At 41.9% G+C, this 5,000-nt stretch carries 3 protein-coding genes (2 of these 3 running past the window's edge); all 3 read left to right on the plus strand.

Going from position 1 to position 5,000, the window contains the following annotated elements:
- Positions 1–994, plus strand: the 3' portion of a protein-coding gene (locus FHG67_RS15765) for a spiro-SPASM protein (RefSeq protein WP_036074937.1). 551 nt of this gene lie to the left of the window's left edge; the window shows 994 of its 1,545 coding nt (coding positions 552–1,545); its start codon lies beyond the left edge, outside the window; its stop codon occupies positions 992–994.
- Positions 969–2,549 (plus strand): cytidylyltransferase domain-containing protein, encoded by a 1,581-nt coding sequence (locus tag FHG67_RS15770; protein WP_004498974.1) that lies wholly within the window; start codon positions 969–971, stop codon positions 2,547–2,549. Before FHG67_RS15765 ends, FHG67_RS15770 begins: the two co-directional genes overlap by 26 nt.
- A gap of 936 nt (positions 2,550–3,485) precedes the next feature.
- Positions 3,486–5,000, plus strand: the 5' portion of a protein-coding gene (locus FHG67_RS15780; RefSeq protein WP_036074934.1) for a valine--tRNA ligase. 1,134 nt of this gene lie beyond the right edge of the window; 1,515 of the gene's 2,649 nt are visible here — the first part of the coding sequence; the start codon lies at positions 3,486–3,488; the stop codon falls past the right edge of the window.

Raw genomic sequence — 5,000 nt, forward strand, 5'->3', positions numbered from 1 at the left:
ACAATACAGACTCGACTTCTCTTTAAAAAATAAAAGATCCTTAAACTTAGTCAGAGGGTTTTTGAAATCCAAAGAAGTATGGAACTATTCCGATATCCATCCGTGGATTCGGGAACATCCGGAAGTTTTTAGAACCGGCCCTTCGTATCTGGAATTGGAGGTATATCGAGGATGCGAATTGAGTTGTAGTTTTTGTCCGAGACAATTTTCGCCTAACGATCAGGACGGTTCCTTTCTTAGTCCTGTATTCCTGGAAAATTTACTGAAACAACAGGAAGAATCCTTTTCCAACGAATACAGCGTTTGTTTCGGAGGATTAGGCGAGCCTCTTTTGCATCCCGAATTTGAGGAGTTGCTTTCTACCGCTTTTCAATTTTCCTCCTCTTTACTACAGGAATTTTTCATAGAAACAGCTCTTTACACCGACTTGAATTCGACTTTAGATTTTTTGAATACGTTAGATTCCTCATTTAGACAAAAAATCACTTGGATCGTAAATCTCACGACCCGAAACCAGGAAAAATATAACTCTCTCTACGGAAAAAAAGAACTAAACCGAGTACTTTCGAACCTGGAACAACTCGGTAAAATTTTTCCAAAAAACAGAATCTATCTTCAATTTTTAAAGATTCAGGAAGCTGAAGACGAAGTGGAAGTTTGGGTGGATGAAACCGAAAAACAAGGTTACGGAATCGTTCTTCAAAAATACAATCGTTACGCAGGTCTTATGCCGGAAAAAAGGGTCACCGATCTCACTCCGATTCAGAGGGAATTTTGCTGGCATCTCAACCGGGATCTTTACGTGAATTCGGACGGAACCGTTTCCGTCTGTAAACAAACTCCGGGGAAGGTTTTCGGAAATCTTCATAAGGAAACCCTAATGCAGATTTGGCAAAAAGGTCTGCCTTCTTTTGCCAATTCGTTAAACGGAAAACATGAAACTACGGGCGCGCCCTGTCTGAATTGCGATGAGTGGTATACGTTCAACGCGTAACATTTACGCGTTTATTCAGGCTCGGACGAGTTCCATAAGACTTCCCGGTAAGGTTTTACGAGAACTTCCTTTCAACTCCGGAAAAACTCTCATCGACAGAATCCAAGACAGAATTCGGGTCGTTCTTCCCGAAGAACAAATCGTGTATTTGATCCCCGAAGAGGATAAGGAGCTTCGTTCTTTTTTAGAAAATAGGAAGTATCGTTTTTTTACCGGAGATCTTCTAGACGTAAGACAGAGATATATAAAAGCCGCAGAATTTTTCAAAGCGGACACGATTCTGCGTCTCACAGGCGACAATCCGTTTTATGATACGCTTCATTTGAACCAACTTTTGCAGTCGTTTCAATTTACAAAGCCAGATCTTGCTTACGTAACGGGACTTCCTTTGGGTATGGGCGGAGAAATCTTTACAAGAAAGGCCCTTGAGTGGCGTCCTCAAGTTCTGGAAGAAAGACACAAAGAACACGTAAGTCTTTCCATAAAAGAGAACCCGCATCGGTTTCGAATCGCCAAACTTTCCTCTTTACTTACCGAAAAAGAAAAGAAAGTTTTGCCGAAACTCAGACTTACAATCGACGAGCCGAAAGATCTCGAAACCGCCTCCCAAATTTTCAATCTGCTCAACGACCGAAATCCTTTTTTCGGCGCTAAGGAATGTATTCAACTTTTCGAAAGAGAGCCGAACGTTTTTGCGGGGAACCAAGACGTGGAACAAATCCGTTTTCAAACTCAGTCCGCAAAAGTAACGAATCAATTTCGCGTCGGAGTTTTAGCGGGAGATCCGAAAAATTTCGGAAGCGGCCATTTCGAACGTTCCAGAATTCTATTCGCATTATTGTCCGCTGCTTCCTACGAAACGTTCTGGCTTGAGGAATTTCCGGAAGACGGCGAATTGGATTTGCTCGTCGTGGATTCCAGAGACATTCTAATTCCAGAATATTCAAAAACGCGCATTCTTCTTTTGGATCATTTCGGTCCGGATAGGGAAAAATACAGACATTACGATCTTCTTCCCCATCCGATAATTTCGGATCGCTTTTCTTTGGATCGGATTTTGATTTCTCCCGGACTTTTGAATGCGAACCCGATATCGAATTCCTTTCTTCTCTGTTATGCCGGGAGCATAGATTCCAATTCCTCAAAAGAATTGGATTTTTTCCTCTCGTCCCTACTTTCAAAAGATAAAAGTCAGCTTAGAATCGTTCGCGTCGGCGGCTTTCCTCCCGTCGGAAATTCGATCGAGTTTATTCCCCGAGTTTCCCAGTTTCAATTCCAGAATTTATTGGCGTCTTGTTTCGGTTTTGTCGGCTATTTCGGCCAGTCTCTTTTTGAAGCAGTTTTTTTAAAGAAGAAGGTTTGCAGTTATTCGATCGGCCCGACTCATTCCTCCCTGGCCCATCTTTGCGAGAAAACATTCGGAATTCCTTTTGCCGGTGAATTGGGTTCCGGCGGATTGAATGTCGACACGGAGCTTTCAATCGCTTCCGACTCCGTTTCCGGTGAGGGATATTCTTTGTTACTTCGGGAAATTGAGGAATTCCTACATTCTTAGAATTAACGTGAGTTCGGCGTAAAAAAATGAGAAAGAATTTTCTATATTACTCGAACGCATAAAAATGATACTCGAAAATAAGCGGTCGGTTTTGCAAAAGTATAGCGGTCCTCAAAAACTAAGTCAAATCGGGAATTCTCGACTTTTTAGAGGAAGATTCCAACATTCTAATTTTCGAAACAAGTTTATCATAGTATTCTATTTATGCGTCCGAGTAGTAAGTAGGAACCTCTACTTTTAGAATTTGTTCGTAAAATTCTGCGTCTAAGCGCGGGGTTTGTGTTCAAATTAACGATACTCTATTTTATAGGGATCGGTCATTATTCCATAACTTTATTAGTAAAATATTATATAAACTCACTTTTGAATTCCATCAAAAATAGACTGGGGAAAAACGTTTCTACGGTTTCAAAATATGAAAACATATTCAATAAACTTAAATTAATTTTCAAGTTTCGCTTTGACCGGTTGAATAAAAACATGGAAATAGCGCCCTCTTTTTGTCAACGATCACTTTCGAAAAAAGCACATTTTCAATGTAAAAAATGTAATTTCAATTTTCGACCGGAATTCGAAAAAAATAATCGCCCTTTGTCCCTAAATCGAGAATCCTTTCCCAAGATCCTTGCATCGATACGATATAAAATTTCCCCCAATCAATTGAATAGAACCGAGTCAATCGGTTTTCAAAAACGCTTTTTAAATCCATCTATAACCGAAAACGGTTTCACTGAGTTTAAATGAATGACATTCATCCAGGCGTCTCACTCTTAAGGGTAACAACTTTCATTTTATGGCTTCGAACCTTTTTAGAATGAAGATTCAAGCACGAAAATAAATCGTCACTTCAAGCCTAATTTTTCCCTTCTTAAAGTCGGAACAGTTTGAATCCTCTTGACCCCGGGAAAAAGCAAGAAAACCTGTTTCTTTATAGACATGAAAAAACAAATAGGCGATCGCTACGAACCGAAAGAAGTCGAGAATAAATGGATTTCGCTCTGGGAAGAGAAAAAGTCCTTTGCGCCTAATTCCAATTCCAAAGAATCTTTCTCCATAGTAATCCCTCCTCCCAACGTTACGGGGTCTTTGCACATCGGGCACGCACTCAATCATACGATTCAAGACATTCTTATCCGAATCGAACGTAAGAAAGGCAAGTCCACTCTTTGGCTTCCTGGAACGGATCACGCAGGAATCGCAACTCAAATGGTTGTGGAAAGAGAGCTTGCAAAAGAAGGTAAAAAAAGAACTGATTTTACAAGAGAAGAATTTGTTAATAAAATCTGGGAATGGAAAGATCACTCGGGTGGAATGATCACTCGACAACAAAAACTTTTGGGAGAATCGGTCGATTGGTCCAGAGAAAGATTCACTTTGGACGAAGGTCTTTCCAAAGCAGTATTCAAAGTTTTTAAATCTCTTTACGACGAAGGTCTGATCTATCGCGGAGAAAGGATCATCAACTGGTGCCCCGCTTCCAAAACCGCGATCTCGGATTTAGAGGTGGAATTCCGGGAAACAAAAGGCAAACTCTATCATATTAAATATCCCATCCACGGTAAAAAGAATCAATTCCTAATCGTAGCCACGACAAGACCGGAGACCATATTCGGAGACGTAGCCGTTTGCGCGAATCCCGAAGACACACGTTATTCGCACTTGAAAGACGTCTTGTTGGATCTTCCTTTTACCGACAGACAGATCCCTCTATTGTTCGACTCTTTCGTAGATAAGGAATTCGGATCGGGCCTTGTAAAGATCACACCCGCACACGACGCAAACGACTTTGAAGCGGGTCAAAGACTCGGACTCAAACCGCTTCTCGTCATGAATCCAGACGGGACCATGAACGCAAACGCAGGCCCGTATCAAGGCCTGGATCGTTTTGAAGCGCGCAGGAAAGTTCTCGCGGATCTCGAAGCGAAAGGTTTGATCGAAAAAATCGAAGACCACGTTCATGCGGTCGGACACAACTCAAGAGGAGGAGCGGTGATCGAACCGTATCTTTCCACGCAGTGGTTCGTTAAGATCAAACCTCTCGCGGACTTGGCAATTCAAGCCGTTCAAACCGGTCAGGTTGAATTTGTCCCGAAAATGTGGGAAAAAACTTTTTTCGAATGGATGAACAACATTCGTGATTGGTGTATTTCCAGACAACTTTGGTGGGGTCATCGAATTCCCGCGTATCACTGTAAAACTTGTAAACACGTGGAAGTCGCGGAAACTCCCGTAAAGTCCTGTCCTTCCTGCGGTTCGAAAGAAGTGGAACCCGATCCGGATGTTTTGGATACTTGGTTCTCTTCTCAGCTTTGGCCTTTTTCGACCATGGGTTGGCCGGAACAAACTTCGGATTTGAAAAAATACTACCCGACTTCCGTTCTTGTCACCGGCTTCGACATCATCTTCTTCTGGGTTTCCAGAATGATCATGATGGGAATGAAGTTCATGCAA

It is taken from the genome of Leptospira weilii, assembly GCF_006874765.1.
GTDB classification, from domain to species: domain Bacteria; phylum Spirochaetota; class Leptospiria; order Leptospirales; family Leptospiraceae; genus Leptospira; species Leptospira weilii.